1 tRNA gene and 2 rRNA genes are annotated in these 3,347 nt (G+C 55.2%); all 3 read right to left on the bottom strand.

The window, feature by feature from the left end:
* A tRNA-Met gene (locus ACFSGJ_RS17265) sits at nucleotides 1–77 on the bottom strand.
* Nucleotides 78–129: 52 nt separating this feature from the next.
* Nucleotides 130–244 (bottom strand): 5S ribosomal RNA (gene rrf, locus ACFSGJ_RS17260).
* Nucleotides 245–319: 75 nt separating this feature from the next.
* Nucleotides 320–3,250 (bottom strand): 23S ribosomal RNA (locus tag ACFSGJ_RS17255).
* Nucleotides 3,251–3,347 lie beyond the last annotated feature (97 nt).

Below are 3,347 nucleotides of genomic sequence, written 5' to 3'. Positions count from 1 at the left end.
TGGTTGCGGGGGTAGGATTTGAACCTACGACCTTCAGGTTATGAGCCTGACGAGCTACCGGGCTGCTCCACCCCGCGTTGGTATTGTTTGTTGTTTTTTTTGTGAGAGAGATGTTCTGTTTCTTTCTGGGTTTGGCGGTGACCTACTCTCCCACGTCTTTTGACGCAGTACCATTGGCGCGGTGGCACTTAACTTCCGAGTTCGGGATGGGATCGGGTGTTTTGCTCACGCTATGACCACCAAACCTAGGAAGAAACAGTCAGCGTTGTTGTTTTCCGTTTTGTCTATTGCTTCTGATTGAGACTGTCTTTTTCTGTCTCGGATCAAGCCTATCGAGCGATTAGTACCAGTCAACTGAGCGCATTGCTGCGCTTACATCTCTGGCCTATCGACGTGGTGGTCTTCCACGGCTCTCGAGGGAGATCTTGTTTTGAAGGGGGCTTCCCGCTTAGATGCCTTCAGCGGTTATCCTGTCCGTTCATAGCTACCCAGCACTGCCGTTGGCACGACAACTGGTCCACCAGTGGAACGTTCACCCCGGTCCTCTCGTACTAGGGGCAACTCTTCTCAAATCTCCTACACCCACGGCAGATAGGGACCGAACTGTCTCACGACGTTCTAAACCCAGCTCACGTACCTCTTTAAATGGCGAACAGCCATACCCTTGGGACCTGCTCCAGCCCCAGGATGAGATGAGCCGACATCGAGGTGCCAAACGGTGCCGTCGATATGGACTCTTGGGCACCATCAGCCTGTTATCCCCGGCGTACCTTTTATCCGTTGAGCGATGGCCCTTCCACTCGGGACCACCGGATCACTATGGCCGACTTTCGTCTCTGCTCGACTTGTCAGTCTTGCAGTCAGGCTGGCTTCTGCCATTGCACTCAACGAGCGATTTCCGACCGCTCTGAGCCAACCTTCGCGCGCCTCCGTTACGCTTTGGGAGGCGACCGCCCCAGTCAAACTACCCGCCACACAGGGTCCCGGAACCGGATGACGGTCCGCGGTTAGACATCAAGCAAGGCAAGGGTGGTATCTCAAGGGAGGCTCCACCGGAACTGGCGTCCCGGTTTCAAAGCCCACCACCTATCCTGCACATGCCTGGCCTGATGCCAGTGTGAAGCTGTAGTAAAGGTGCACGGGGTCTTTCCGTCTAACCGCGGGAAGCCTGCATCTTGACAGGCAGTTCAATTTCGCTGAGTCCACATTTGAGACAGCGGGGAAGTCGTTACGCCATTCGTGCAGGTCGGAACTTACCCGACAAGGAATTTCGCTACCTTAGGACCGTTATAGTTACGGCCGCCGTTTACCGGGGCTTCAATTCGGAGCTTGCACCCCTCCTTTTAACCTTCCGGCACCGGGCAGGCGTCAGACCCTATACGTCGTCTTGCGACTTCGCAGAGCCCTGTGTTTTTAGTAAACAGTCGCCACCCCCTGGTTTGTGCCCCCGGCCTCTGCTTGCGCAAAAACCGGGCCTCCTTCTCGCGAACTTACGGAGGTATTTTGCCGAGTTCCTTAAATGTGGTTCTCTCAAGCGCCTTGGTATTCTCTACCAGTCCACCTGTGTCGGTTTAGGGTACGGTCTTCGTGGAGGGCTATTTCCAGGAACCCCTAAGCAGCCCGATCAATCCGTTAAGATCGAACTACCCTCGGGATCCGTCACCATCTCCTGGCCCAGGAATATTAACCTGGTTCCCATCGACTACGCCTTTCGGCCTCGCCTTAGGGGCCGGCTTACCCTGCTCAGATTAGCTTTAAGCAGGAACCCTTGGACTTTCGGCGACAGGGTCTCTCACCCTGTTTGTCGCTACTCATGTCAACATTCTCGCTTCCGATCACTCCACCGGATGCCTCACGGCCCGGCTTCACAGTAAGCTCGCCATCTGCGCTACCGCTTCGCTACTTGAGCGCAAAGCTGTGTGCTTCGCACCCGTTCGAGCCGGCGATAATACAGATGATGAGCTATATCACGGAACGCTCCGCTACCACGCACAGCAAGCTGTGCATCCTGAGCTTCGGCTCGTGGCTTGAGCCCCGTTACATCTTCGCCGCAAGACAGCTTGTCTAGACCAGTGAGCTGTTACGCTATCTTTAAAGGATGGCTGCTTCTAAGCCAACCTCCTGGTTGTTTTGGCCGTCTCACATGCTTTCCCACTTAGCCACGAATTTGGGGCCTTAGCTGCAGGTCAGGGTTGTTTCCCTCTCGACGACGGACGTTAGCACCCGCCGTCTGTCTCCCGGATAGTACTCTGCGGTATTCGGAGTTTGGTTAGGCTCAGTAAGGCTGTGGGCCCCCATCACCCATCCAGTGCTCTACCCCCGCAGGTATTCGTCCGAGGCGCTACCTAAATAGCTTTCGCGGAGAACCAGCTATCTCCAAGTTTGATTGGCCTTTCACCCCTAGGCACAAGTCATCCCGACCTTTTTCAACAGGTGTGGGTTCGGACCTCCAGTACGTGTTACCGTACCTTCATCCTGCTCATGCCTAGATCACTTGGTTTCGGGTCTGATCCCACGAACTCATGCGCCCATTTAAGACTCGCTTTCGCTGCGCCTACACCTAACGGCTTAAGCTTGCTCGTGAGACCAAGTCGTTGACCCATTATACAAAAGGTACGCCGTCACCGCGCCCGTTCCGAAGAACATGGGCGGCTCCGACTGCTTGTAGGCGTCCGGTTTCAGGTACTGTTTCACTCCCCTCGTCGGGGTGCTTTTCACCTTTCCCTCACGGTACTGGTTCGCTATCGGTCAGTAAGGAGTACTTAGCCTTCGGGGGTGGTCCCCCGATCTTCGGACAGGATTTCACGTGTCCCGCCCTACTTGATACGTCCCGTTGAGCTTCCCGTACGGGGCTGTCACCCGCTATGGCCCGCCTTTCCAGACGGTTCCGGTCACTCTCAGGGCTCGGCTGGTCCGCGTTCGCTCGCCACTACTAACGGAGTCTCTCTTGATTTCCTTTCCTCCGGGTACTTAGATGTTTCAGTTCCCCGGGTTCGCCCTTTTAACCCTATATATTCAGGCCAAAAGTACCTGTCTTTACACCTTGATGAGCCCGCCCTCCGATCCCGAAGACAATGTCCTCAGATATCGGAGAGCTAGGACAACAAAGCATAATCAGGTGGGTTTCCCCATTCGGAAATCCATGGATCAAAGCCTATTCCCGGCTCCCCATGGCTTATCGCAGGGTATCGCGTCCTTCATCGCCTCTTACTGCCAAGGCATCCACCAAACGCCCTTATCGCGCTTGATCCGAGCCAGAAAGAGACAGTCTCTTCCCGCTCAGAAGCTTGTACATTCCCGCTTCCTGCCCAAAAGGAACAGGAAACGTCGGCCACCATCCACAAGCG

This window comes from Halodurantibacterium flavum (assembly GCF_042681825.1).
Lineage (GTDB): Bacteria > Pseudomonadota > Alphaproteobacteria > Rhodobacterales > Rhodobacteraceae > Halodurantibacterium > Halodurantibacterium flavum.
The sequence above is the reverse complement of the archived record's forward strand: the minus strand, read 5'-3'. Positions and strand labels throughout refer to the sequence as shown.